The organism is Curtobacterium sp. MCBD17_028, assembly GCF_003234875.1.
Taxonomy (GTDB): domain Bacteria; phylum Actinomycetota; class Actinomycetes; order Actinomycetales; family Microbacteriaceae; genus Curtobacterium.
This window is the reverse complement of sequence record NZ_QKTQ01000001.1, coordinates 123,865-149,209: the sequence shown is the minus strand read 5'-3', so window position 1 is coordinate 149,209 and position 25,345 is coordinate 123,865. Positions and strand designations below refer to the sequence as shown.

At 72.0% G+C, this 25,345-nt stretch carries 18 protein-coding genes and 1 other RNA gene; 15 read left to right on the top strand and 4 right to left on the bottom strand.

Features of this window, described 5'->3' with window-relative positions; all coding sequences use genetic code 11:
• Positions 1-211 precede the first annotated feature (211 nt).
• The 3 genes from DEI86_RS00725 (at position 212) to DEI86_RS00715 (ending at position 4,875) form a co-directional block, all read left to right on the top strand.
• On the top strand, positions 212-1,024 hold the full coding sequence (locus tag DEI86_RS00725; RefSeq protein ID WP_111012837.1) for a carbohydrate ABC transporter permease: 813 nt from the start codon (positions 212-214) through the stop codon (positions 1,022-1,024).
• A gap of 31 nt (positions 1,025-1,055) precedes the next feature.
• Positions 1,056-2,084: a LacI family DNA-binding transcriptional regulator gene (locus DEI86_RS00720; protein WP_111025996.1), complete on the top strand. Its 1,029-nt coding sequence runs from the start codon at positions 1,056-1,058 to the stop codon at positions 2,082-2,084.
• 133 nt (positions 2,085-2,217) lie between these two features.
• Positions 2,218-4,875 (top strand): phosphoenolpyruvate carboxylase, encoded by a 2,658-nt coding sequence (locus DEI86_RS00715; RefSeq protein ID WP_111048558.1) that lies wholly within the window; start codon positions 2,218-2,220, stop codon positions 4,873-4,875.
• A gap of 91 nt (positions 4,876-4,966) precedes the next feature.
• Here the strand turns inward: DEI86_RS00715 and DEI86_RS00710 are convergent, their stop codons facing one another.
• Positions 4,967-6,274, bottom strand: coding sequence for a PP2C family protein-serine/threonine phosphatase (locus DEI86_RS00710; protein ID WP_181439664.1), 1,308 nt, complete (start codon positions 6,272-6,274; stop codon positions 4,967-4,969).
• A gap of 195 nt (positions 6,275-6,469) precedes the next feature.
• On the opposite strand from DEI86_RS00710, the gene DEI86_RS00705 reads away from it, so the two are divergent.
• From DEI86_RS00705 to rnpB, 5 genes are all read left to right on the top strand, one after another.
• On the top strand, positions 6,470-8,041 hold the full coding sequence (locus tag DEI86_RS00705; RefSeq protein ID WP_111048556.1) for a protease pro-enzyme activation domain-containing protein: 1,572 nt from the start codon (positions 6,470-6,472) through the stop codon (positions 8,039-8,041).
• A gap of 89 nt (positions 8,042-8,130) precedes the next feature.
• Positions 8,131-9,240 carry a hypothetical protein gene (locus tag DEI86_RS00700; protein ID WP_111048555.1) on the top strand — a complete coding sequence of 370 codons (1,110 nt, stop codon included), beginning with the start codon at positions 8,131-8,133 and terminating at the stop codon, positions 9,238-9,240.
• A gap of 148 nt (positions 9,241-9,388) precedes the next feature.
• Entirely contained in the window at positions 9,389-10,270 is an 882-nt protein-coding gene (locus tag DEI86_RS00695; protein WP_111048554.1) for a Nif3-like dinuclear metal center hexameric protein, read from the top strand.
• Positions 10,267-11,001, top strand: coding sequence for a zinc ribbon domain-containing protein (locus tag DEI86_RS00690; protein ID WP_111008777.1), 735 nt, complete (start codon positions 10,267-10,269; stop codon positions 10,999-11,001). The genes DEI86_RS00695 and DEI86_RS00690 overlap by 4 nt, the downstream gene beginning before the upstream one ends.
• 95 nt (positions 11,002-11,096) lie before the next feature.
• Positions 11,097-11,461: RNase P RNA component class A (gene rnpB, locus DEI86_RS00685), an RNA gene on the top strand.
• A 152-nt stretch (positions 11,462-11,613) separates the two neighbouring features.
• Here rnpB and ppgK read toward each other — a convergent pair.
• On the bottom strand, positions 11,614-12,366 hold the full coding sequence (gene ppgK, locus DEI86_RS00680) for a polyphosphate--glucose phosphotransferase (protein ID WP_111008778.1): 753 nt from the start codon (positions 12,364-12,366) through the stop codon (positions 11,614-11,616).
• Between the two features lie 29 nt (positions 12,367-12,395).
• A complete protein-coding gene (gene map / locus DEI86_RS00675) occupies positions 12,396-13,259 on the bottom strand; it encodes a type I methionyl aminopeptidase (protein WP_111008779.1) in 864 nt (287 codons plus the stop codon).
• Positions 13,260-13,315: 56 nt separating this feature from the next.
• Here map and DEI86_RS00670 point away from each other — a divergent pair, with 56 nt between their 5' ends.
• Both DEI86_RS00670 and DEI86_RS16390 read left to right on the top strand, forming a co-directional pair.
• Positions 13,316-13,501 carry an SPOR domain-containing protein gene (locus tag DEI86_RS00670; RefSeq protein WP_111012513.1) on the top strand — a complete coding sequence of 62 codons (186 nt, stop codon included), beginning with the start codon at positions 13,316-13,318 and terminating at the stop codon, positions 13,499-13,501.
• Between the two features lie 201 nt (positions 13,502-13,702).
• Positions 13,703-13,861, top strand: coding sequence for a hypothetical protein (locus tag DEI86_RS16390; protein WP_181434642.1), 159 nt, complete (start codon positions 13,703-13,705; stop codon positions 13,859-13,861).
• A gap of 69 nt (positions 13,862-13,930) precedes the next feature.
• Here the strand turns inward: DEI86_RS16390 and DEI86_RS00665 are convergent, their stop codons facing one another.
• The gene (locus DEI86_RS00665; RefSeq protein WP_111012836.1) at positions 13,931-15,694 is read right to left on the bottom strand and encodes an NAD+ synthase; all 1,764 of its coding nucleotides are present in this window, start codon (positions 15,692-15,694) and stop codon (positions 13,931-13,933) included.
• A 38-nt stretch (positions 15,695-15,732) separates the two neighbouring features.
• On the opposite strand from DEI86_RS00665, the gene DEI86_RS00660 reads away from it, so the two are divergent.
• From DEI86_RS00660 to DEI86_RS00640, 5 genes are all read left to right on the top strand, one after another.
• Positions 15,733-17,070 (top strand): glutamine synthetase family protein, encoded by a 1,338-nt coding sequence (locus tag DEI86_RS00660; RefSeq protein ID WP_111008781.1) that lies wholly within the window; start codon positions 15,733-15,735, stop codon positions 17,068-17,070.
• 77 nt (positions 17,071-17,147) lie between these two features.
• Positions 17,148-20,108 carry a bifunctional [glutamine synthetase] adenylyltransferase/[glutamine synthetase]-adenylyl-L-tyrosine phosphorylase gene (locus tag DEI86_RS00655; protein ID WP_111048553.1) on the top strand — a complete coding sequence of 987 codons (2,961 nt, stop codon included), beginning with the start codon at positions 17,148-17,150 and terminating at the stop codon, positions 20,106-20,108.
• A 564-nt stretch (positions 20,109-20,672) separates the two neighbouring features.
• Entirely contained in the window at positions 20,673-22,250 is a 1,578-nt protein-coding gene (locus DEI86_RS00650) for a glycosyltransferase (RefSeq protein ID WP_111012511.1), read from the top strand.
• Positions 22,243-23,802 (top strand): glycoside hydrolase family 26 protein, encoded by a 1,560-nt coding sequence (locus DEI86_RS00645; protein ID WP_111036388.1) that lies wholly within the window; start codon positions 22,243-22,245, stop codon positions 23,800-23,802. The genes DEI86_RS00650 and DEI86_RS00645 overlap by 8 nt, the downstream gene beginning before the upstream one ends.
• Positions 23,799-25,232: a UDP-glucose/GDP-mannose dehydrogenase family protein gene (locus DEI86_RS00640; RefSeq protein WP_111048552.1), complete on the top strand. Its 1,434-nt coding sequence runs from the start codon at positions 23,799-23,801 to the stop codon at positions 25,230-25,232. Before DEI86_RS00645 ends, DEI86_RS00640 begins: the two co-directional genes overlap by 4 nt.
• The last annotated feature ends 113 nt before the right edge of the window (positions 25,233-25,345 follow it).

Here is a 25,345-nt window from a genome sequence, read left to right as displayed (position 1 = left end):
CTGCTCCTGCTGACACTGGTGCGGAACGTCCTCGCACGCCGCACCGAGGAGGACCAGGCTGAGCACGTCGACATCGCGTCCCGTCGAGCGGGTCGGCAGCTCCACCGCCGTTCCCGCCCGTGCCGTCGGACGCTCCACGGCCGGTCGTCCGGGAGGCACGGCACGCGTCGTGCGCACCCGTCCCGACCGGCGCGTACCGATCCAGGACCGGATGACCCCCGCGCGGTGGGTCATCTGGGCGGCGATGGTCCTCGGGGGACTCGTCATGGTGTTCCCGGTCTACTGGGTGTTCGTCACCGCGATCAGCCCGGGCGGCCTCGCCCAGACGTCGGGGTTCTCGCTGTGGCCGCACCGGGTCGACCTCGGGGTGTTCGCCAAGGCGTTCGCGGACCAGCCGGTGCTGACGTGGCTGGTCAACTCGGTGGTCATCGCGGTCGCCGGGGTCGTCATCTCGGTGTTCATCAGCGTGCTCGCCGGGTACGCGTTCGCGAAGTTCTCGTTCCGCGGACGGAACCTGCTGTTCGGCGCGATGCTCGTGACGATCATGGTGCCGATCCAGGTGGTCATGGTGCCCGAGTTCGTCATCATCTCGAAGCTCGGACTCGTCGGCACCCCCTGGGCGGTGATCCTGCCCTCGGCGGCACAGGCCGTCTCGATCTTCATGGCCCGGCAGTACATCCAGGCGATCCCGACCGAGCTCATCGAAGCGGCTCGGGTCGACGGCGCGGGGGAGTTCCGCACCTTCCGGACCGTCGTGCTGCCGGCGTGCGGCCCGCTCGTCGCGGTCCTGACGATCCTGACGTTCGTGTGGCGGTGGAACGACTTCGTCTGGCCGCTCGTAGCCCTGCAGAAGCCGGAGAGCTACACGATCTCCGTGGGCTTGTCCTCGCTGAACGGGTCCTACTCGCACCCGTGGGACGAGATCATGGCGATCACGCTCATCTCGATGATCCCCGTGATGATCGTGTTCTTCGTCTTCCAGCGGCAGTTCGTGCAGGGCATCGCGGAGTCCGGCATCAAGTGACCGGCGCGTGGTGTCGGGATAGCATCGTCCGATGGTCGAGCGTCCGCCCCGCGCGCCGGGCATCGCGGACGTCGCCCGGATGGCCGGCGTCTCGGTCGCGACCGTCTCCCGCGTCCTCAACGACCCGGGGGTCGTGAGCGAGCGGCGTCGGACCGCCGTGCAGGACGCCATCGTCCGACTGGGCTACCGGCCGAACGAGGCGGCCCGCGCGCTCAAGTCGGGTCGCCAGAAGATGATCGGCGTCATCACCGGGAACACGACCCGGTACGGGTTCGCCTCGGTGCTCCGGGGCATCGAGGAGGCCGCGCGTGAGGGCGACTTCCTCGTCACGATCACGGTCGTCGAGAACGGGGACCCCGACCACGTCCGGTCCGCGGTCGAGCTCGTGCTGTCCCAGCCGTTGTCCGGGATCATCGGCATCGAGTTCGACGAGTTCGTGACGGCGGCACTGGCGCGGATCCCCGCGACCATGCCGACCGCCACCGCGGCGATGGTCGGCACGAACCGGTCGGGCCTGCCCTACGCATGGCTCGACGACGAACTCGGTGCGCGACTGGCGACCGAGCACCTGCTCGCGCTCGGTCACCGCACGGTCCACCATCTCGCCGTCGACTACCCGAACGACATCGGGCACGGCCGGACGTACGGGTACCTGGCCGAGCTCGCCGCCCGCGACGCGCCGGTGCCGCCCGTGGTCGCCACGGACTGGGCCCCGATGAGCGCCCGGGCCGCCGCGATCGAGCAGCTCCCGGACGACGCGACCGCCGTGTTCTGCTTCAACGACGAGGTCGCGATGGGCGTGCTCCGGGCGATGGCGGACCAGGGCCGCGCCGTCCCCGGCGACGTCAGCGTGGTCGGGTTCGACGACATGCCCCTCGCCGAGGTGTGGACGCCCGGGCTCACCACCGTCCGGATGGACTTCGCCGGGCTGGGCCGCGCCGCGTTCGAGGTCCTGCGCGCGACGATGGCGGGTGCCCCGCCCCCGACCGCGCGGGCGATCCGGCCCTCCCTCGTGGTCCGCGGCTCGTCGGGCGCACCCCGCGCCGCCGCGCGACCGTGACGCGTTCGACAGTCCCCGCTCGGACGCTCCCGCCGGGCCGACCCGGGCCTCCCGGCGTCACGCGAATCGCGCCCGGCGAGCACGATGTGGTACTCACGTGTGTGCACCCCGCCCATCCCTCGGAGGAACGACGATGACCACGATCGACGGCACGGCCCGCCACGACCGGCCACGCGACGACGTCCGGGGCGAGGTCGACGACGACCTGCGCGGCGACGTCAGCTTCCTCGGGAACCTGCTCGGGCGGGTGCTCCGCGAGACCGGCGGCGAAGCCCTGTTCGCCGACGTGGAGGCCCTCCGCGCCGCCGTGATCGACGCGTACGAGGGCACGGACGACCGGGCCATCGACCGGGCGCAGGAGATCGTCGAGGGCTTCGACCAGGACCGCGCGGAGCAGGTCGCACGGGCCTTCACGTGTTACTTCCACCTCAGCAACCTCGCCGAGGAGCACCACCGCGTCCGCGTCCTCCGACGCCGTGGTGACGTGGGGGGCACGCCGGGGGACTCGATCGCGGCGACCCTCGCCGGACTGCGTGACGCACTCGGCGAGGACGAGGCCGCCGCCCGCCTGGCGGCCCTCCGGTTCCACCCGGTGCTCACGGCGCACCCGACCGAGGCCCGACGCCGAGCCGTGGCCACGACGATCCGCCGGATCAGCGACCTGCTCGACGCACGGGACGCCGTCCGGAACGCCGTCGACGGTGCCGAGAACGCCCGCCGCCTGCTCGAGGAGGTCGAGACGCTCTGGCGTACCTCGCCCCTCCGGACCACGCGTCCCACCCCGCTCGACGAGGTCCGCACGGCGATGAGCGTCTTCGACCAGACGCTGTTCGAGATCGTGCCGGCGGTGTACCGGCTGCTCGACGACCGCCTCCTCGGCGACGACGCCGGGCGCCGTCCGGTGGCCGCCCCGGCGTTCATCCGCCTCGGCAGCTGGATCGGCGGCGACCGCGACGGCAACCCCCACGTCACCGCCGAGGTCACGCTCGAGGCGGCCCGGATCCAGTCCGAGCACGTGCTGCTCGGGCTGACCCGCGCCGCGACCCGGATCGCCGACGCGCTGACCCTCGACGACGGCGGCACCCCGCCCACGGCCGACCTCACCGCGCTCGACGACGCCCAGCAGGCGCTCGACGCCGAGGTCGCCGCCCGCATCGCGGTCCGCGCGCCGCAGGAGGTCCACCGCCGCGTGCTCCTGTTCGTCGCGGCCCGCATCGACGCGACCCGGCGCGAGGACGTCCCGCTCGCGTACGCCTCGCCCGAGGACCTGCTCGCCGACCTCCGGACCGTCCAGGGCTCGCTCGCCGCCGCCGGCGCCGAGCGCGCGGCCCACGGCGAGCTCCAGAACCTGATCTGGCAGGTGGAGACCTTCGGCTTCCACCTCGCGGAGCTCGAGGTCCGGCAGCACTCGCAGGTGCATCGAACCGCCCTCGCCGAGGTCCGTGCCGGCGTCGAGCACAGCCCGATGACGGACGAGGTGCTCGCGGTGTTCCGGGCGATCGCGTCCCTGCAGGCGCGGTACGGCGTGCGCGCGGCGTGCCGGTACGTCATCTCGTTCACGCAGTCGTCCGAGGACATCGCCACGGTGTTCGAGCTCGCCGAGGCCGCACTCGGGTCCGCCGAGGCCGCGCCGGTGCTCGACGTCGTCCCGCTCTTCGAGACCTTCGCCGACCTCGACGCGAGCACGCGGATCCTCGACGAGGCCGTCCGCCTGCCCGCGGTCGAACGTCGACTCGCCGCGACCGGGCGCCGGCTCGAGGTGATGCTCGGGTACTCCGACTCGTCGAAGGACGTCGGTCCGGTGTCGGCGACGTTCGCGCTGTACGACGCCCAGGCCCGGATCGCCGCGTGGGCTGCCGACCACGACATCGAGCTGACGCTGTTCCACGGCCGGGGCGGTGCGCTCGGCCGCGGCGGCGGTCCGGCGAACGAAGCCGTGCTCGCGCAGCCGCCGGGGTCGGTCGACGGCCGACTCAAGATCACCGAGCAGGGCGAGGTCATCTTCGCCCAGTACGGCGACAAGACGATCGGCGCGCGGCACCTCGAGCAGATGGCCGCTGCGACCCTGCAGGCGTCCGCGCCCTCGAACGAGTCCGTGACCGCCGCGGCCGCCGATCGCTTCGCGGACGTCGCCGCCACGATGGACCGCGCGTCGCGCGCGGCCTTCTTCGACCTCGTCAAGGCGGACGGGTTCGCGCCGTGGTTCGCCACCGTCACGCCGATGGAGGAGATCGGGCTCCTCGCGCTCGGTTCCCGGCCGGCCCGTCGCGGCTTGTCGGTCGAGTCCCTCGAGGACCTCCGCGCCATCCCGTGGGTGTTCTCGTGGACCCAGGCGCGCATCAACCTGGCCGGCTGGTACGGGCTCGGGTCGGCGCTGGCCGCGGTCGGCGACGTCGACCTGCTCCAGGACGCCTACCGGTCCTGGCCGCTGTTCTCGGCGATGATCAAGAACGTCGAGATGTCCCTCGCGAAGACCGACGAGGCGATCGCGAACCGGTACCTCGCGCTCGGCGACCGTCCGGACCTCGCCCGCATGGTCCTCGACGAGATGGCTCTGACGCGCGCCTGGGTGCTCCGGACGAGCGGCTCGTCGGACGTCCTCGAGGACCGGCCCGTCCTGAGCCGCGCCGTCCGCCTGCGGAGCCCGTACGTCGACGCCCTGTCGCTCCTGCAACTCCGGGCGCTCCGTGGCATCCGGACCGCGAATGACGGCGACCCGCAGGACGCCGACCACCGACTGCTGCTCCTCACCGTGAACGGCGTGGCCGCCGGTCTGCAGAACACGGGTTGATCCCGTCGTCCCGACGGCGGACGGGAGGCACGGGGGATCGCGGTCCCCGTGCCTCCCGTCGTCTCCGTGGAGGCGTCCCTCCCGGGCGGGATCAGACGCCGACGGTGATCGCGCTGGTCGGCACGGCGGTCGCGGCGGTCGCGACGGGTTCACGCCGGAGCGCCACGACCGTGACGTCGTCGTCGTGCCCGGCGGTGCGGGCCATCGCGACGAGGGCCTCGACCACGGCGCCCGGCCGCGGATCCCGGCGGGCGATCGCGGCGACCTGGTCGATCGTGTCGAGTCCACCGCCGAACAGGTCGAGCACGCCGTCGCTGAAGGTGACGAGGACGTCCCCGGGCGCGATGGCGATCTCCATCGTCTGCCAGGCGTCGTCGATCCCGAGACCGATCGGCAGGTGCGCGGTGGTCAGGCGCTCGTGGGTCCCGTCCTCGCGGACGACGATCGACAGGCCGTGTCCGGCGTCCGCCCAGCGGAGGACGTCCCCGCTGAACCGGGCGTGGAAGAGCGTCGTGAAGGCCGTCGACTCGCCTCGGTCCGCGACGTCGGTCGAGAGCCCTTCCGAAGCGCGCACGATCGCGGCCGCGGGGTCGGGATCACGCCGGGAGCTGCGGACCACGGCCCGCACGGCCGCGGCGATGAGCCCGGCGCCGACGCCCTTGCCCATGACGTCGCCGAGGGTGATCGCGATCCCCTCGTCCGTGCGGTACCAGTCGAAGAAGTCGCCGCCGACCGTGGCCGAGGGCAGACAGGTCCCCGCGACGGAGTAGCCGGGCAGCGAGCAGAGGGGCTGGGGGAGAAGCGAGCGTTGCACCGCGGCGGCGCGGTCGATCTCGTCCGTGACGGCTGCCTCGCGCTCAGCGGCGAGGCGCAGCTGCGTCGCGTGCTGCCGGGCGAACTCGTTGACGACGAGCGCCACGGTCGTGTAGACGACGAGCACGACGACGAGGCGGATGAGCTCGGTGACCCGGCCGCTGCCGCTGATCCCGAAGACGAACGGCGTGAGGATCACGACCGCGGTGCCGAGCATCGCGTAGAGGACGTGCCGTCGGCCGTCGGTGGCGGCGAACCACACGACGGGCAGGACCACGAGGGCGGTGAAGATCGACGCCGACGAGCCCGTCGCCCATCGGAGGACGCCGAGCGCCACGAAGTCGACCGCGGGCACGAGGAGCGCGAGGGCACCGAGCCGCTCGCTGCGCGCGGTCACCACGCTCGCCCAGAGCGTGGCGATCGCGGTGAGCACCAGGCTCACCGCGAGTCCGGTGTGGTCCGACACGGCGAGCTGCGGGACGGCGACCGAGAGCACCGCCGCCAGGGCGACCAGCACCGCGATCGGTGCCTGCTTGAGGAACGGTGTCACCGAGTACCGGTGGATGAACCGACGCACGCTGGTCATGGGGGGTGCCTCCGGTCCGCGTCCACGAGAGTGATCGTGACGACGATAGGTGTCGCGGCTCCCGCTTCCCACCCCCAGAACGGGCACGGCGGCGGATGGGCGCCACGCCGGAGCGGGTCGCCGCTGCATGGTCGTCGGCGTGCATGCGCCGTCCGGGACACGGGCGACGTCATGGGTGCGGAGTAGACCGGTGCCATGACCGACAGCTCGAAGGACCCGCAGCTCGTTCCGCTCGCCGGCAGCGAGCGTCCGTCCGCCCCCGGCGTCCGCGCCGCGGCGGCCCTCCCGCCCGACTCCCCGGTCCAGGCGACCGTGGTGGTGCGGCGCGCGAACCCCGTCGCGCCGCTCGACGGCACCGCCGTCCCGATGGACCGCGCCGCGTTCGTCAGTGCGCACGGGGCGACCGAGGCCGACCTCGACCTCGTCCGCACCACGCTGGAGGCCCTCGACCTGACCGTCCTCAGCGCCGACCCCGCCACGCGTCACGTGCGCGTCGAGGGGACGACCGCGGCGATGGGCCGGGCGTTCGGCACGGACCTCGAGACCGTCACGAGCGACGCGCCCGGCGGTGGCAGTGCCCAGCACCGGCACCGGTCGGGGGGCCTGAGCGTCCCCGCGGCACTCGACGGCGTCGTCGTGGCGGTGCTCGGCCTCGACGACCGCCCGCAGGCGCGGACGCAGTTCCGTTCCGTGCCCGCCGCCGCCCGCTCGACCAGCTACTCGCCCGTCGAGCTCGGCACCGCGTACGCGTTCCCGCCCGACACCGACGGCTCCGGCCAGACGGTGGCGATCATCGAACTCGGCGGCGGGTACGTGCAGTCCGACCTCGACACCTACTTCTCCGGTCTCGGCGTGGGCTCCCCGTCGGTGACCGCCGCGGGTGTCGACGGCGCCGAGAACGTCCCGGGTGGGGATCCGAACGGCGCGGACGGCGAGGTCATGCTCGACGTCGAGGTGGTGGGGGCGCTGGCTCCCGGAGCGGCGATCGTCGTGTACTTCGCCCCGAACACCGACGCCGGCTTCGTCGACGCCGTGGCCGCCGCGGCGCACGCGACTCCGACCCCGACGGCCATGAGCATCAGCTGGGGACAGAGCGAGGACGCCTGGACCGCCCAGGCCCGCTCCGCGCTCGACGACGCCGTGGTCGACGCGGTGTCCCTCGGGGTCACCGTGACCGCGGCCGCGGGCGACAACGGCAGCACCGACGGGCAGTCGGACGGCGGGCAGCACGTGGACTTCCCGGCGTCGAGCCCGCACGTCCTCGCCTGCGGCGGGACCCGGCTCGAGGCCTCGGGCACGACGATCACCTCCGAGACCGTGTGGAACGACGGCGCGAGCGGTGGCGCCACGGGCGGCGGGGTCAGCGATGCGTTCCCGCTGCCGACCTGGCAGCAGGGCGTCGGCGTGCCGGGCACCGCCGGGTCATCGGGCGGCCGAGGCGTCCCCGACGTCGCCGCGGTCGCCGATCCCCAGACCGGGTACGAGGTCCTCGTCGACGGCAACCGCACCGTCATCGGCGGCACGAGCGCGGTCGCTCCGCTGTGGGCCGCGCTGATCGCCCGGATCGTCCAGTCGACCGGGCGGCCGCTCGGGCTCGCGCAGCCGGTGCTGTACAGCGCGGCGTCGACCTTCCGCGACGTCACGTCGGGGTCGAACGGCGCCTTCGCGGCGGCTCCCGGGTGGGACGCCTGCACCGGGCTCGGCTCGCCGGACGGCGCTGCGTTGCTCGGAGCCGTGGCCGCGGGCAGCGGTAGCGCTGGCAGGTGACGTCTCCGGACGACACCGCGGCCCCGCTCGGAACGCGACACACCGCCGATCATCCGGGTTCCTCCGCTCCTCCTGCCTACGATTCGGCCATGGAGACCCAGTCCGGAGCACGTCCCGCCCTCGTCGACCCGTTCGGCCGCGAGGTCGAGGCGTGGCTCCGGGACGTGCCGGCGGTCCACGCCCCGTACGTCCCGGACCTCGTCGTGCCGCCGGTGACCGGGCCTGTCGCACTCCCCACCGAGACCGACACGGCGGCCGCTCCGGACGCGGGCGGCACGGACGCGGGCGGCACGGACGCGGGCGGTCCGGAGACGGCGGCCGAACCCGTCGCCGCTGCGGCCGTCGTCGCCGAGCCCGTGCGGGCACTCGACGTCGCTCCGCTGGACGACCCGGCACCCGCCACGCTCGTGGACCCCGCGCCCGCCGCCTTCCGCCGTGATCGCGGACGGCACGCCTCCGCCTGCGCCCCGACGTTCCCCGAGCCCCCGGCCCGGATCTCGCTCCGGATCGGGGACCTCGCCGTCGAGCTCGCGACCGCGACCGGCCGGAGCACCGTGGAGCGCATCTCCCTGCTCGAGGAAGAACTGCGCCGCCGCGACGAGGACCGCGCGCGCTTCGCCGCATGGGAGGCCCGGATCGCCCGGTCCTCCGACCCCGAGGTCGCCGCCGCCCGGGCCTGGGCCACCGAGGTCTTCGCGGACCTCCTCGCCGCCGCCGTGGTCGCCCGACCAGCCCGCACCGCCGTCTCGCCCCGGGCCACCACCACGCCGGCCCGGGGCGACGCACTCCCCGCCCTGCAGTCCGTCCTCGCCGACGCCCTCGACCGCGAGGACCTCGACGTCGAGTCCGCCAGCGCGCCGGTCGCTCCGGTGGCCGCGGTGACGCGTCCGACGCCGCTCGTGCCGCCCGCCACGGGCCCGAGCGCGATCGACCACGAGGCCTTCGTCGCCGCGTTGCGCGCCCACACGGGTGCCGACGCCGGTGCGGCGACCGCGTTCCCGCTCGGTCTGGTCCGGTCCGGGTCCGACACCGCGGTCGAGGCATCTGCCGGGCCGCTCGCGGGCACCGACACCGACGAGCAGCACCGTTCCGACGTGGCGGCACCGGGGGAGCCCGTGCCGTCCGACGTCGCGGCGACCACGCCGAGCTGGTGGGCACGCGTCGTCGCCCGCCTGCTGCGGGTCCTCCGCCGCGCCTGACGTGCCGCTCGGGGCTGTCCTGCCGCTTGGGGCTGTCCTGCCGCTCGGCGCTGACGTGCCGCTCGGGGCTGACCTGCCGCTCGGGGCTGACGTGCCGCTCGGGGCCGACGTGCCGCTCGGGGCCGACGGCCCTCGGTAGACTGGGCCGATGCCGACCCTCCGCGCCGTCCTCGCCGCCGCCGAGGCCCTCTGGCCCGCCGACGGCGCCGAGTCGTGGGACGCCGTCGGACTCGTGTCGGGCGACCCCGATGCCGAGGTCCGTCACGTGCACCTCACCGTCGACGCCGTCCCCGAGGTCGCGCGAGAGGCCGTCGCGCTCGGCGCCGATCTGCTCGTCGCGCACCACCCGTTGCTCCTGCGTGGTGTGACCACGATCGCCGAGACCACGTACAAGGGGTCGGTCCTCGCCACCCTCGTGCGCGGCGGCTGCGCGCTCCTCGCCGCGCACACGAACGCCGACGTCGTGACGACCGGGACCTCCGCGGTGCTCGCCGACCGCCTCGGTCTCGTCGAGCAGCGCCCGATCGAACCGGGCGCCCGACCGGGGACCGGGATCGGCCGGGTGGGCGTCCTCGCCGCCCCGATGACGCTCGGGGCGCTCGCGCGGCACCTCGTCGACGTCCTGCCCGCCACGGCGTCGGGTGTCCGCGTGTCGGGCGAGCACGACCGCCCGGTCCGGACCGTCGCACTCTGCGCGGGTGCCGGCGACTCCCTGCTCGGTGCTCCCGAGGTGCTCGCCGCCGACGTCTACGTCACGAGCGACCTCCGGCACCATCCCGCGTCGGAGTTCCGGGAGCGCGCGATGCTGTCGGACGGTCCGGCACTCGTCGACACGTCGCACTGGGCCACGGAGTGGCTCTGGCTCGACGTCGCCGCCGCGCAGCTCGCCGACGCCACGGGCGTCCGGGTGACCGTGAGCGACATCCGAACCGACCCCTGGGACTTCGCCGTCCTCCCGTCGTCCGCCCCGCATGCCGACGGGACCGACGAGGGGCCCCAGTCGACCGACCCGGAAGGAGCCGCCGCGTGAAGGCAGCCCCGGAGGCACAACTCCTCCTCCTCGATCTCCAGCGCATCGACAACGACGTGACCCGCATCGGCCACCGCATCACCGGACTCCGCAAGGGGGAGCACCTCGCGGAGCTCGGGCGGCGTGCGGCGGTGCTCCGCAGCGACCTCGCCGCGGCGACCGGCAGCGTGGAGGACGCCGAACGCGAGCTCGCGCGCCTCGAGTCCGACACCGCGACGGCACAGGCCCGGATCGACCGCGACACCACCTTGCTCCAGGCGGCGAAGAACGCGAAGGACGCCGCCGGGCTCGAGAGCGAGCTCGCCAGCCTCACCCGGCGCATCAACGACCTCGAGACCACGGAGCTCGAGGTCATGGAACGGCTCGAGGTCGCGCAGGCCCGCCTCGGCGACGTCCAGGCGCAGCTCGCCGAGATCGACGGCGAGCACGACCGGCTGCTCCACGAGCGGGAGGCCCAGGTGGCCTCGCTCGAGCAGGACCTCGGTCACGTGCGGGCGAACCGCGAGACCGTCGCCGCGCGCGTCCCCGCGGACCTCCTCGCGCTGTACGAGCGGCAGCGGGCGCGGTACGGCTTCGGCGCGAGCCTGCTCCAGGGTGGGGTCTCGACCGCGTCCGGTGTGTCGCTCACGGCCTCGGACCTCCAGACCGTCCGCGCGGCCGCGCCGGACGAGGTCCTGCTCTGCCCGGACAGCGACGCGATCCTCGTGCGGACGGCCGAGTCCGGGCTCTGACCACCCGGTGCGACCGCCGCGGTGGCCGTGCTGAGGGCCGTCCGAGCGGCGACGACTGCGATCTCGGCGATCGGGCCGGTAAGGTGGACGCGCGAATGGGTCGGTGAGACGGTCGCGTCACCCCTCGGGGTGCCGAGGAACGTCCGGGCTCCACAGAGCAGGGCGGTGGGCAACACCCACCCGGGGCAACCCGCGAGACAGTGCCACAGAGAACAGACCGCCGTCGGGGCAACCCGGCGGTGAGGGTGAAACGGTGGTGTAAGAGACCACCAGGGATCCGGGTGACCGGATCTGCTCGGTAAACCTCGCCCGGAGCAAGGTCAGACAGAGGACGACGAAGCTGCTCGCTGAGTCCTCGGGTGGACCGCTGGAGGCCGACGGCGACGTCGGTCCGAGATAGATGGCCGTCACCGCCGCGCGAGCGGCGGGACAGAACCCGGCGTACGGCCGGCCCATTCGCACCGACGTCGTCAACGGCCGACGAACCGGTACCTTCCGGTTGAACACCGGCATGCCGCGGTTCCACCGGAAGCAACCGGTTCAACGGGGCGGGACACGGCAGGACCGACGGACGGGAGGGGCGGTGCCAGGCGGCGCCGCCCCTCCCGACCGTCACTCCTTGCTGTCCGCCGCCAGCTTCGCGGCCCCGATGATCCCCGCGTTGTTGCGGAGCGTCGCGGGGATGATCTTCGCCTGGAGATCGAGCAGCGGCAGGAACTCCTCGTGCTGCTTCGAGATGCCGCCACCGACGACGAACAGCTCGGGGGACAGGTACGCCTCGAGGTGGGAGTAGTACTTCTGCAGGCGCTTGGCCCAGTGTTTCCAGGAGAGGTCGTCGCGCTCCTTCGCCGCGTACGACGCCTTCGTCTCGTAGTCGACCCCGTCGATCTCGATGTGTCCGAGCTCGGCGTTGACGATGAGCACCCCGTCGTTGATGAGGGCCGTGCCGATGCCGGTGCCGAGCGTCGTCATGATGACGAGGCCGTCGACGCCCTTCGCCGCACCGAACTGCTGCTCGGCGAACCCCGCTGCGTCGGCGTCGTTGACGAAGTGGATCTGCCGCCCGAGCCGCTTCTCGAACAGCTCCTCGGCCGGGAAGCCGATCCACTTCTTCGACACGTTGGCCGCGGACATGGTCCGGCCGTCCTTCACCACGGCGGGGAAGCAGATGCCGATCGGCTCGTCGTTCGTCATGCCGAGCTCGTTGATGATCTCGACGACGACCTCGGCGATGTCGTCCGGCTTGCCGCCCTCGGGCGTGGCCTTCTTGATCCGGTCGCTCGTGAGCGCGCCGGACTCGACGTCGACGATCGCGCCCTTGATGCCGGTTCCGCCGATGTCGACGCCGACCGCGAGTTGTGCCATGGGGGGAGTGCCTTCCGGTGCTGGTGGGTTCAGGAAACGGTGAGGAGCTCGGCGCCGCGTTCGGTGACGACGAGGGTCTGTTCGAACTGTGCCGTCCAGGACTTGTCGCGGGTCGAGACCGTCCAGTCGTCGGGCCAGATGTCCGCGTCGATACCACCGAGGGTGAGCATCGGTTCGATCGTGAACACCATGCCGGGCTCGATGACGGTGTCGTACTGCGGGGCGTCGTAGTGGGGGATGATGAGCCCGGAGTGGAACGCCCGCCCGACGCCATGGCCGGTGTAGTCACGGACGACGCCGTACCCGAACCGCTTGGCGTAGGACTCGATCGCCCGCCCGATGACGTTCACCTGGCGTCCGGGAGCGACGGCGCGGATGCCACGGCGCATGGCTTCCTCGGTCCGGGTGACGAGGTCCTGGACCTCCTGGCTCGCGGTGCCGACGACGAAGGTCCGGTTCGTGTCCCCGTGGACCCCGTCCTTGTACGCCGTGATGTCGATGTTCACGATGTCGCCGTCCTGCAGCACCGTGTCGTCCGGGATGCCGTGGCAGATGACCTCGTTGACGCTGGAGCAGAGCGACTTCGGGAACCCGCGGTAGCCGAGCGTCGACGGGTATGCGCCCCGCGCGACGATGAACTCGTGGCCGACCCGGTCGAGCTCGTCGGTGGTCACCCCCGGGCGGATGGCGGCGGCGACCGCGTCGATCGCCTGCGACGCGATACGGCCCGCGGTCCGGATCCGCTCGACCTCGTCGGGCGTGTACGTGTCGCCCAGGCCGTGCTCGTGCGGTTCGACGTGGCCCACGTACTCCGGTCGGGCGATGTCCGCGGGGACGGGGCGGGTGGGACTGATGCGGCCGGCAGTGAGGTGTCCGTGTTCGTCCCGGGGCATGCTGCCGAGTCTATCCGGCGGTCACGGGCCCGATCCTCGCGCGTACGCTCGCGGTCATGAGCGACGAACGGATCGAGTCCCAGTTCTGGTTCAACACCACCACGCACCAGGTCGAACAGGGCATGCAGTCCCCGAACCGGGACCGCATCGGGCCCTTCGACACGCGCGAGGAGGCGCAGGCGGCACTCGAGCGTGTCCGTGCGAACAACGCACGGTGGGACCAGGAGGACGCGCAGGGCTGACCGTCCCGCCGCTGCCCCGCCGATGTCCGGTTCGCGCGAGCGGAGGTCCGATGTGCGCAGGACCTCGTCCGGCTCGCGCAGTCCGATCGCGTCGCGACCCCGTCGGACGTACCGTCGGAGCGGGCGGGGAGGCTGACCACGGCGACCCACCGATGCCAGCATCCGGTCCGGTGTCCTCGCTCCGTCGAGAGGAGGCACCAGATGAGCCTGTACGAGTCCCAGTCCGGCGTGGAGCCGGCCCGCATCGCCACCTACCGCCGGCTCCGGCAGCAATGGCGCCGCGGCACGCTGACGAGCAGCGGTGGCCCACGGTACGAGGACTTCTTCAGCGACGACGCGTCGTCGCTGGTCGATCGCTAGCCGACACGAGGAACGGCCCGGCACCCATGGGGTGCCGGGCCGTTCGTCATCCGGCCGGGAGGCCCGGCCTCAGCGGTACTGCTGCGGCCGGTACGTGATCGGCAGACGACGGTCGCGTCCGAACGCCATGCCCGAGATCTTCGGGCCGATGGCACCCTGCCGGCGCTTCCACTCGGAGCGGTCGACCAGCCGGGTCACCTCGGCCACCGTGTCGGGGTCGTGACCCTCCGCCACGATGTCGGCGGCACCCAGGGCCCGGGTGATGTACCCGTCCAGGATGCTGTCGAGCACCTCGTACGGCGGGAGCGAGTCCTCGTCCTTCTGGTCGGGACGGAGCTCGGCCGATGGCGGTTTGGTGATCGAGTTCTCGGGGATCGGCTCGGTCTCGCCCCGTCCCGCGGCGAACCGGTTGCGCCACGTGGCGAGTTCCCACACGAGGGTCTTGGGGACGTCCTTGATCGGTGCGAAGCCGCCGACCGAGTCACCGTAGATGGTGGAGTACCCGACCGACAGCTCGGTCTTGTTCCCGGTCGTGAGCACCAGGTGACCGTCGAGGTTCGACAGCCCCATGAGCACGAGCGCCCGGGCGCGGGCCTGGATGTTCTCGGCGGCGAGCCCGGTCAGGTGGAGCTGGTCCTCGAAGGGGCGTACGAGGTCGGCGATCGCCTCGGTCCGGTAGTGCAGGCCGAGGCGTTCGGCGACGTCGTCGGCGTCCGAGCGGGAGTGCTCCGACGACCACTGCGACGGCATCGAGACGCCGTACACGCGGTCGGGGCCGAGGGCGTCGACCGCGATCGCCGCGCACACCGCCGAGTCGATCCCACCGGACAGGCCGAGGACGACCGAACGGAAGCCGTTCTTCTCGACGTAGTCGCGTGTGCCGAGGACGAGCGCGTTCCAGATCTCCTCGAGGTCGTCACGGGGTTCGGCGACGTCGCGGGGGAGTGCCGGGCGTTGGCCGTCCAGCGCCATGCTCCCGGGGGTGGTGTCCGGGGTGTCGAGGAGGACCCGGTGGACGTCCTCGGTCACGACCGGGTCGGTCGCCGGCGCGGGGTCGAGGTCGACGAGGAGCAGGTGCTCCCGGAACTGTGGGGCGCGGGCGAGGACCGTCCCCGCTTCGTCAACGACGAGGCTGTCCCCGTCGAAGACCAGGTCGTCCTGGCCGCCCACGATGTTGACGTAGGCGACGATCGTGTCGGACTCCGTGGCCCGCCGGGTGACGAGCGGGAGGCGGACCTCGTCCTTGTCCGCGATCCACGGCGAGGCATTGACGACGAGGAGCAAGCCGGCGTCGGCGGCGAGCACCCGGGCGACCGGACCGCCCTCGCGCCAAAGGTCCTCGCAGATGATGATCGCGACGTCGACGTCGGCGATGCGCGCGACGAGCAGGTCGTCGCCCGGGATGAACACCCGGTACTCGTCGAACACCGAGTAGTTCGGCAGGTGGTACTTGGCGGTCGTGGCGATGACCCGCCCGTGCTGGAGCACGCTCGCGCAGTTCTGGGCGATGGCGCTCGGCGCGGTGGTGACGTCCACCGAGCGGGGCTCGAACGGGCCGTCCGGGTGGCCGACGACGACGGCGACGTCCCCGAGGCCCTGGTCGGCGAGGCGGCGTGCGAGGGTCTCCACGGCCTCCCGGGCGGCGCGGAGGAACGACGGGCGCGAGGCGAGGTCCTCGATGGGGTACCCGGAGATCGCCATCTCGCCGAAGGCGACGAGGTCCGCGCCCTGCTCGGCGGCCGATCGCGTGGCCGTGATGATGCCTGCCGCGTTGCGCTCGAACGCCCCGACGACCGGGTTGGTCTGTGCGAGCGCCAAGCGGAGTCGGGGCATGGCCACTACCCTAGTGACGACCATCAGAAAGGGCGTGCATGGACAAGCAGACGGACTTCGTGCTCCGCACCATCGAGGAGCGCGGCATCAAGTTCATCCGACTCTGGTTCACCGACGTCATCGGCACGCTCAAGTCCGTCGCGATCGCCCCCGCCGAGGTCGAGGGTGCGTTCGCCGAGGGGATCGGGTTCGACGGCTCCGCGATCGAGGGCCTCACCCGCTCGTACGAGGCCGACGTGCTCGCGCACCCGGACCCCTCGACGTTCCAGATCCTGCCCTGGCGCGGCGAGGTCGACCCGACCGCCCGCATGTTCTGCGACATCACGACCCCGGACGGGCAGCCCGCGGTGGCCGATCCGCGCAACGTCCTCAAGCGCACGCTCGCACGTGCCGGCGAGCGCGGCTTCACCTTCTACACGCACCCCGAGGTCGAGTTCTACCTGCTCAAGAGCCTGGCGCTCACCGACGGTCGCCCGGAGCCCGTCGACCAGGCCGGGTACTTCGACAACGTGCCCGGCGGCAGTGCCCACGACTTCCGGCGTCGTTCGGTGCGCATGCTCGAGGACCTCGGCATCTCGGTGGAGTTCTCCCACCACGAGGCCGGCCCGGGCCAGAACGAGATCGACCTCCGCTACGCGGACGCCCTGACGACCGCCGACAACATCATGACCTTCCGCACCGTCGTGAAAGAGGTCGCGATCGAGCAGGGCGTCTACGCCACGTTCATGCCGAAGCCGCTGTCGGGTCGGCCGGGTTCCGGCATGCACACGCACGTGTCGCTGTTCGAGGGCGACCAGAACGCCTTCTACGAGCCCGGTGGCGAGTACCAGCTGTCGACGATGGGCCGTCAGTTCATCGCGGGGCTGCTCCGACACGCGCCCGAGATCACCGCCGTCACGAACCAGTTCGTCAACTCGTACAAGCGCCTCTGGGGCGGTGACGAGGCTCCGTCCTTCGTGACGTGGGGGCACAACAACCGCTCGGCCCTCGTCCGCGTGCCCCTGTACAAGCCGAACAAGGGGCAGTCGAGCCGGGTGGAGTACCGGGCGATGGACTCCGCCGCCAACCCCTACCTCGCGTTCTCGCTGCTCCTCGCCGCGGGGCTCAAGGGCATCGAGGAGGGCTACGAGCTCCCCGCGGAGGCCGAGGACAACGTGTGGAGCCTCACGGACGCGGAACGCCGTGCGCTCGGCTACAACCAGTTGCCGGCGAGCCTCGACCACGCGCTGAGCCTCATGGAGGACTCGGAGCTCGTCGCCGAGACACTCGGCGAGCAGGTGTTCAACTTCGTGCTGCTCAACAAGCGGCAGGAGTGGAAGGCCTACCGCGACCAGGTGACGCCGTTCGAGCTCGAGACGAACCTCGAGCGGCTCTAGCCGGACCGGACCACGAGCGGGTCCGAGCGCACGGTGCTCCGGGCCCGGAACCACCGCCGAGCAGGACCAGGAACCGCATGAGCGACACGACGACGACGTCGCGGAGCGTGTTGGCGCGCCTCGGGTTCGCGGACCTCGGGACGGCACAGGAGCGGATCGCGGCCCTCGGCGGTCGGGTTCCCGTCGCCGAGGCCGCGTCGACCTGGGGGGCCACGGCCGACCCCGACGGCGCACTGCTCGCGGTCGAGCGGCTGCTCGACGCCGCGCCGGAGGCCGTCGCCCCCGTGCTCGCCGACCGAGCAGCCACCGAGCGCCTCATCCGCCTCGTCGGGGCGTCGGCGGGGCTGGCGGAGTTCCTCGTCCGCCGGCCCGGGGAGCTCGCCCTGCTGCTCGACCCCGTCGCACCGCCGGACGACGCCGACACCTACCGGCAGGCGCTCGAGCGGGCGGTCGACGGCGCGGTCGGCGAGGACGCCCGGGTCCGGCTCCGGGTGCGCTACCGCAGCCTCCTGGCCCGCATCGCGCTCCACGACGTCATGCACCCGGACGCGACCGAGGCGTTCCCGGCCGTCGCCGCGGGACTCGCCGACCTCGCTGGCGCCGCCCTCGACGTCGCCGTCGCGATCGCCCGGCGCGAGGTCCCGTTCCCGGAGGGCGACGTCGCCGCGACTCCGCTCGCCGTGATCGGCATGGGCAAGGCCGGCGCCCGCGAGCTCAACTACGTCAGCGACGTCGACGTCATCTTCGTCACCGAGCCCACCGAGGGCGTCGGCACCGACCGCGCGGTCCTCATCGCGACGCGCATCGCGATCGCCGCGACGCACGTCATCACGGATCTCGCAGCGGAACCGCCCCTCTGGGAGGTCGACGCGAACCTCCGCCCCGAGGGCAAGGACGGCGCGCTCGTGCGGACGCTCGACTCGCACGTGGCGTACTACGCCCGGTGGGCCCGCGAGTGGGAGTTCCAGGCACTGCTCAAGGCGCGGCCGATCGCCGGTTCGCGCGACCTCGGCGAGCGGTACGTCGCGGCGGTCGCGCCGTTCGTGTGGGAGTCGTCCGACCGGCCCGGCTTCGTGGAGTCCGTGCAGCGGATGCGCGAACGCGTCACGGCGGCGATCCCGGGCGACCAGGTGGACCGGCAGATCAAGCTCGGACCGGGTGGGCTGCGCGACGTCGAGTTCACGGTGCAGCTCCTCCAGCTCGTGCACGGTCGCACGGACCCGACCGTCCGGCAGCGTGCGACGCTCGATGCGATGGCAGCCCTCACCGACGCCGGGTACGTCGGGCGTCCCGAGGCGGCGCGGTTCGGGCCGGACTACGCGTTCCTCCGGGTCCTCGAGCACCGCATCCAGCTCCGGGGGCTGCGTCGCACGCACCTCATGCCCGCCGACGAGTCCGACCTGCGCGTGTTGGCGCGGTCGACCGGGCTCGCGACGAGCGCCGAGCAGCTGCTCACCCGGTGGCGCTCGGTCAAGCGCGAGGTCCGCGGCCTGCACGAGCGGCTGTTCTACCGACCGCTGCTGTCGGCGGTCGCCGCGACGTCGGCGGACGGCATCGTGCTCACGAGCGACCAGGTGCGGCAGCGCCTCGCGGCGATCGGGTTCGTGGACCCGGACGGCGCGTTCGAGCACATCCGCGCGCTCACGCAGGGGGTGTCGCGACGGGCGACGATCCAGCGCACGCTCCTCCCGGTCCTCCTGCGGTGGATGGCCGAGGGTCCGGCACCGGACCGCGCCCTGCTCGCGTTCCGACGGCTCAGCGACGCGCTGGGGGAGTCGAACTGGTTCCTCCGCATGCTCCGTGACTCGGACGGCGCCGCCTACAGCCTCACCGTCGTGCTGTCGGAGTCCGCGTTCCTGGCCGCTCTGCTCGAGCGGACGCCCGAGGCCGCACGGTGGCTCGACGACCCCGACGAGCTCCTGCGACCGCGTCCACGTGCCGCGCTCGTCGCCGAGGCCGAGGCGACCGTCGCGCGCCACGCGACGGACGACGTGGGCGCCGCCGCGGTCCTCCGCGCTGCCCGTCGGCGCGAGACGCTCCGGCTCGGCATGGCCGCGGTCATGGGGCGGATCCGGGTCGAGGAACTCGGTGAGGCGCTGACGGACGTGTCCGAGGCCATGCTCACGGGCGCGCTCGAGCTCGCGCGCCGGGGGACCGCGCCGGGGCTCGAGTTCGGCATCGTGGCGATGGGCCGGTTCGGCGGCCGCGAACTCGGCTTCGGCTCCGACGCCGACGTCCTGTACGTGTACCGCGCGGACGGCTGGGACCGCGAGGCCGCCGCACGTGCCGCCCGCCGCATCGTGACGCGCCTCGGGACCTGCACCGAGGACGCCCTGTTCCCCTTCGACCTCGACATCGGACTGCGGCCCGAGGGTGTGAACGGCCCGGTCGTCCGGACGCTCGAGTCGTACGCCGCGTACTACGCCCGCTGGTCCCTGACCTGGGAGGCGCAGGCGCTCCTCCGCGCCCGCGGTGCGGTCGGCGACGACGCACTGCTCCGGAACTTCGAGCACCTGGCCGACCTGACGCGGTACCCGGAACACCTCGACGACCGCGAGGTCCGCGAGGTCAAGCGCATCAAGGCGCGCGTGGAGTCGGAGCGGCTGCCTCGCGGCGCGGACCCCGCTCGGCACCTCAAGCTCGGGCGGGGATCACTCAGCGACGTCGAGTGGTTCGTACAGCTCCTCCAGCTCCGGCACGCACTCGCGATCCCCGGGCTCCGGACGACGTCGACCCTGCGGGCACTGCGCGCCGCCGAGCGCGCCGGGCTGGTCACGACGGACGACGCCGAGCGCCTGGCCGACGCGTGGCTCCTGGCATCGCGGGCCCGCAGCGCGCTGGTGCTCTGGACGGGCCGCACGACCGACGTGCTCCCCGTCGAGCGAGCCCAGCTCGAGGGCGTCGCACGGTTGCTCGGGTACCCGCACGGGTCGGCGTCGCAGCTCGAGGAGGACTACCTCGCGACGACGCGCCGCGCTCGGCAGGTGTTCGAGCGCGAGTTCTACGGAGGACCGGACCGGAGCCCCGTCGAGGGCTGACATTCCTGCGGACGAGAGCCGCCGGGCGACAGCCGGTGCTCCCGGGCCGGCAGACCACTCGGATCTGCGCCCGACACGCCCGAGATGCAGATCTCGCGGGTGATGCGCCCGCCGATCACGGGTGATTTCGTGTTGGCGCGGATCGTCCCCCGACCTGGGAACGGTGTACCCCGGCGCTCAGGGACTGCGCGGCTCCGGCGCGGCGCCGCCCGCGGTTCGACGCAGTGGTCCCGGTCCGGCCCCCGGGCGACACCTGTCGAGGACGAAAACAGGCTGTGACCAGGGAATCATGCGAGACGGACCGAAGCGGCGAACGGCCGTTCCGGCGCTGGAACATCGGCTCGATGCGGAACCGTCGGTCCCCCTTCCTGCTGTCGGGCGGACGGCGGACACGTCGGGTAGGGCGAACGACCGACCCCGATGTACCCCGTAACGCGCGTGAAACACCCCCGGACGGGGGCCGCGTTGCGGACTCCGGCACGCTCTGTCAGAAATGAAGCACCCGAACTGACCCTGGTTCCCCGATGGCGCGGAATCCCACCTCGAACGCCGAAGCAGGGATCGATGTTCACTTTCATCCTCCAAATCCGCCAGATGGTCGATGGACACCCGGAGTTCTACTTGTTCACCGTGTACTCGGCGATCATCTGGCTCCTCTGGATCGCCAAGGTGGTGATCTCCGCCCGGTACCGGCCGTACACGGGCACGTTCACGGGGACGACGAGCGTCGTCGTCCCCGTCGTCGACGAGCCACTCGACCTCTTCCGCGACGTCATCGGCCGCATGGTCGAGCAGCGTCCGGGCGAGATCATCGTCGTCATCAACGGCGCGCCCAACGCGGGGCTCGTGCAGGTCTGCGAGGAATTCGCACCCCTCGTGACCTGGACGCACACCCCGATCCCCGGCAAGCGCAACGCCGTCAAGATCGGAACCGAGCTCTCGCGCGGTGACATCACGATCCTCGTCGACTCGGACACCGTCTGGACCCCCGGCACGCTCGACGAACTCGTCAAGCCGTTCGCCGACGAGTCCGTGGGCGGCGTCACGACGCGCCAGCGCATCCTCGAACCCGAGCGCAGCTGGATCACCCGCTGGGCCGACTGGCTCGAGAACTCCCGAGCCCTCTACTCGATGCCGGCGCAGAGCGTGCTCGGGCAGATCGGGTGCCTCCCGGGCCGGACGATCGCGTTCCGCCGCAGCATCCTCATGCGCGTCATGGAGAAGTTCATGACCGAGAAGTTCATGGGCGTGTTCCTCGAGGTGTCCGACGACCGGACGCTCACGAACCTCACGCTCAAGGAGGGCTACCGGACCGTCTACCAGTACACGTCACTCGTGTACACGGATGCGCCGCTCAAAGTGAAGAAGCTGTTCAAGCAGCAGCTCCGCTGGGCGCGTGGTTCGCAGTACAACACGCTGCGGATGCTCCCGTGGATGATCGGCCACGCCCCGATCCTCGCGCTGTTCTTCGTGACCGACATCATCCTGCCGTTCATGCTCTTCGGTGTCATCGCCGGCTGGGTGTACCGCGCGTTCACCGGTCAGGGCCAGAACCTCTACCAGGGCATCCTGCACCAGTACGGGTTCTCGACCGGCTTCGTCTACGTCGCCGCGCTCATGGTCGTCTCGAGCGTGCTCAGCATGGCGATCCGGCAGATGCGGCACCTCGCCGAGAAGCCGTCCGACTTCGTCCGCCTGCCGATGTTCATCATCGTCTCGACGTTCTTCCTCATGCCGATCCGGCTGCTCGGGTTCTTCCGCCTCGCGCACGCCTCGGGCTGGGGAACGCGCGCCGGTGCGTACGCGGGCGGACCGATGGAGACCGAGCCCGCCGTACCCGTCCCCGGCCACGACAGCACCCCGCCCGTCAGCCCCATCGACCGGGTCGACGAGGTCCGCTCCGAGGACGTCGACCGCGAGTTCGAGCAGATGTTCCAACTCGGCTCCTCGACCGGCGCCGACGCCACCAGCACCTCCACCTCCACCACCACCGTCCTCGCGACGCGTCGGGACACCGTCCGGGACGCCCGCATCTCGCGCAAGGCGGCGGCGACGCCCGCCAAGCGCGTCAACCCCTACGCGGTGATCCCGTACCTCATCGGTGTCGCGATCTTCGCCCTGGAGGCACTCACCATTGTCTGAATCCATCCGCCACTCCGGAAGCTGGTGGGCCCCGTCGAGCAAGCACGCCAAGCGCACCGCCGTCGGGACCACCGCCATCGTCGTCGCCCTCGCACTCATCACGTGGGCCGTCTGGATCTCGCCCGGCAACGTGGTCAGCACCGCCGTGCACCACGCGCTGGGCGTGAAGACCCAGGCCCAGAAGACCGCGGACGCCACAGCCGACGCGGCGAAGCTGCAGGCGAAGCTCACCGCCGCGCAGCACCGCATCTGGAAGCTCGAGGGGCAGCTCCAGTCCGCGAATGCCTCCGGCGCCTCTCGCGCCGAACGTCTCGCCTCCTTGCAGGCGCAGCTCAAGACCGCGTACGCCAAGCTCGGCACGGCCGAGTCGGCGGCGTCCGGTGGGACCACGACCGCGTCCGGATCGACGTCGGGCGGGTCCGGTTCCGCCAGCGCCTCCAACGGGTCCGGCGGGTCCGGTGCCGCCCCCGCGGCCGCCGGGAACCCGGCCAAGGCGTCGTCGACCTCGACGGCGGCCGTCGCGGCCCCGACGAAGGCCGAAGTCCTCGCGCAGACGTCCCGCTGGTACGGCCTGTACACGCCGCAGTCCCCGTTCAACTGGGCGGACTACGACGCGATCGAGCAGAAGGTCGGTACAGCGGCGAACATGGCGGGGTACTTCCAGGGCTTCGACCAGGCGTTCAACGCGACTGCCGTGCAGCGGTCGTGGGCGAACGGCCGCCTCCCCGTGATGACTTGGGAGACCGCACCGTCGCAGACCGGCAACGACAGCCCCTACATCGCGGGGTACTCGAACGCGGACATCATCAACGGCAACTTCGACGCCTACATCAAGCAGTACGCCGACGCCGTCAAGGCGAATGGGATGCCGCTCGTGATCCGGCTCGACCACGAGATGAACGGATCCTGGTACAACTGGTCCGAGAACATCACGAGCCTCCCCGCGAACGAGCGCAACGCGACCCACAGCTACACCGACATGTGGAAGCACGTCTGGACGATCTTCCAGAACGAGGGTGCGAACGCCGACGTGATCTGGGACTGGTCCCCGACGCGCATCGACAACCTGTCGCCGAACGCGAATTCGGTGAAGATGACGCAGGGGTACCTCAACGAGTACTACCCGGGCGACCCGTACGTCGACTGGGTCGGGATGAGCGGGTACTACCGCGACGCGTCCACGCCGGCGACCTTCGACGAGACCTTCGCCGGGACGCTCAAGCAGATCCGCGCGCTCCCGCACACAGAGGGCAGCAAGCCGATCTTCCTCGCCGAGATCGGCGCGACCGAGACCGGCGGCAGCATCGGCTCGGCCAACGCACCGAGCCAGAAGGCCGCGTGGATCACGTCGCTCTTCGACGCCCTGGCCGAACCGCAGAACAAGGACATCATCGGGTTCTCGTACTTCGACGAGACCGCGACGACGATCGCGGACGGCGTCCGCAGCACCAACGACTGGCGCATCGACTCGCGCTCCGACAGCCTCGCCGCGTTCACGGCGGGCATCGCACGCACCGACATCGACTACGACCTGCAGGAGGTCAGCAAGTGACGAACAGCAACAGCGAGCACGCCGCCACCGGGCTCGACACCCGCCCGGCGCCCCGGATCAGCGTCATCGGGACCGGGTACCTCGGTGCGACGCACGCCGCGGCCATGGCCGAGATGGGGTTCGACACCATCGGCGTGGACGTCGATCCGTCGAAGCTCGCGGCCCTCGCCGCGGGCGAGGTCCCGTTCTACGAGCCCGGGCTCCCCGAACTCATCACCAAGCACGTCGCGAGCGGCAAGCTCCGCTTCACGGCGGACCTCGCCGAGGCAGTCGCGTCGAGCGATGTGCACTTCATCTGCGTCGGCACGCCCCAGCGAGCGGGTAGCCACGCGGCGAACCTCAGCTACGTCGAGAGCGCCACCCGGTCCGTCGCGGAGCACCTGACGCACCCGGGCCTCATCGTGGGCAAGTCGACGGTCCCGGTCGGTACGGCGGCACGGCTGCGCGCCCTCGTCGCCGAGTTCTCGCCCGCCGGCATCGACGTCGAGCTCATCTGGAACCCCGAGTTCCTCCGCGAAGGCAAGGCGGTCGAGGACACGCTGCACCCGGACCGCCTGGTCTGGGGCGGTGCCTCCGCGGCGGCGGACGCCGTCATCCGCGAGGTCTACGCCGCACCGATCGCCGAGGGCACGCCCGTCATCGCGACGGACCTGCCGACCGCCGAGCTCGTCAAGGTGAGCGCGAACGCGTTCCTCGCCACGAAGATCTCGTTCATCAACGCGATCTCGGAGCTGTGCGACATCGCCGGCGCGGACGTCACGACGCTCGCCGACGCCCTCGGGCACGACGTGCGCATCGGTCGCAAGTTCCTGAACGCGGGCCTCGGCTTCGGCGGTGGCTGCCTGCCGAAGGACATCCGTGCGCTCATGCACCGCTCGTCCGAACTCGGCGCGAACCGGGTCGTCGGCCTCATGCAGCAGGTCGACGAGATCAACATGGGCCAGCGCCAGCGCGTCATCGACATGGCGATCGAGGCGGCCCAGGGCTCGGTGCTCAACCGGCGCATCGCCGTCATCGGCGCCGCGTTCAAGCCGCTCACCGACGACGTGCGCGACTCCCCGGCGCTCAACGTCGCCGCGGCCCTGCACCTCCGCGGCGCGCAGGTCTCGCTCTGGGACCCGGAGGCCATGGAGACCGCCAAGCGCAGCTTCCCGACGCTCACCTACGCGGAGAGCATGGAGGCCGCGGTCGAGGGTGCCGACATGGTGCTCGTCCTCACCGAGTGGGACGACATCGTGCAGGCCGACCCGTCGAGCCTCCGTGCGCTCGTCGGTCGCGCGATCGTGATCGACGCGCGCAACTGCATCCCGGTCACCGACTGGGTCAAGGCGGGGTGGTCCGTCCGATCCCTGGGCCGGACCGCCTCGGTCGCGGGTGCACCCGTGAGCATCGCCGCCGGGACGAACGACTTGATGGCCACGAGTCGCTAGCCCCGCGGGGAACCGGAGGGCCCGTGTCGGCGGACACGGGCCCTTCGCCGTTCCCGCACACGGCCGGGAGGTCCGTCCCGCGTCGCGCGCTGCGGTGACGTTCGCGGGCGGCC